Origin of the sequence: Phocaeicola coprophilus DSM 18228 = JCM 13818, assembly GCF_000157915.1 — a bacterium.
Taxonomy (GTDB): domain Bacteria; phylum Bacteroidota; class Bacteroidia; order Bacteroidales; family Bacteroidaceae; genus Phocaeicola; species Phocaeicola coprophilus.
Genome location: NZ_EQ973633.1, coordinates 16,213 through 17,198 on the forward strand (window position 1 = coordinate 16,213; position 986 = coordinate 17,198).

Here is a 986-nt window from a genome sequence, read left to right on the forward strand (position 1 = left end):
TTGGCAGCAAGGTGGACTTTGGAAGCATGAATCTACAATATGCAGGAAGTGACGGAAAAGGAGTTTATTTTTTCCTTCCTCCTGGTGATATAGACAGTATGAGTAATCAATTATGGAATTCCCCCCCATTCAGTCGGCTGCATGTAGCTGACAATGCTTTTAACGGAGCTGTATTTTATTATGAGTTCAAATGATAGTCTAAAAATGATTGCATTCTTGCTTATTTTGGTTTTGACAGGATGCTACAGGACGAATAAGGTAGAAGGTAGTTATATAAGATATAATGATCATTTGCTGGAAAATCTAGAGTATATACCTTTTGTTCTTTCCAATATGAAAAGAAATAATGATATGGAAAAAAAGTTGGTATATAGGTATTCTGATGCTATATGTGAAAAATGTGTGAGTGAAGATTTGGAACTGCTTGATTCCTTTCAGAATGTAATAGGAAGAAATCATGTTTTTATATATACATCTTTTCCGGAAAATAGGAATAACAAATTGAGATTAAGAAGTGAACTTTCTGGTTTTACATATAAGAATGATGCGGATGTATCTGATATGCCAATAGATAAAATAACCGGAACTCCTAAAAGATATTTTGTTTTTTATCCTACAAATCATCAGCCTATAATATATTTTCCATTAAGGGGAAATAAAAACCTTACATTTGATTATTTTAATTTGGTACGATCATATTTATTGGAGAATTGTGAGTAATGTAGTTCGATCTCTTTTGGATACTATCTGTAAATTCATTCGATGGATAGGGACATCCAGTAAATAGTGTAAAATTATTCAACTAATTCATATACAAAGTGTTGTGAATTAGTTGATTTTTGTATCTTTAAGTACTCCTCCGAAAATAAAGGTTAGACGGCCAAAACGGGGGAAATTCTCCAACAAAGATATGGATAAGATACAAAATATTTCAGAAATTCACCCAACTTTAGGCTTTACAGAATTTGATATTATAGAAAAATATT

Annotated in this window: 2 protein-coding genes; both read left to right on the forward strand. The window is 31.4% G+C overall.

Annotation, left to right across the window (positions count from 1 at the left end; genetic code table 11):
• Positions 1-194, forward strand: a 194-nt coding sequence (locus BACCOPRO_RS18280; protein WP_008141106.1) for a hypothetical protein, incomplete at its 5' end; no start/stop codon positions are given.
• Between the two features lie 157 nt (positions 195-351).
• Entirely contained in the window at positions 352-720 is a 369-nt protein-coding gene (locus tag BACCOPRO_RS03815; protein WP_156315670.1) for a hypothetical protein, read from the forward strand.
• Positions 721-986: the final 266 nt, after the last annotated feature.

What these genes read in the sequence shown, in the direction of transcription:
- BACCOPRO_RS03815 (WP_156315670.1), top strand. Translation starts at nt 352, where the DNA reads ATGGAAAAAAAGTTGGTATATAGGTATTCTGATGCTATATGTGAAAAA.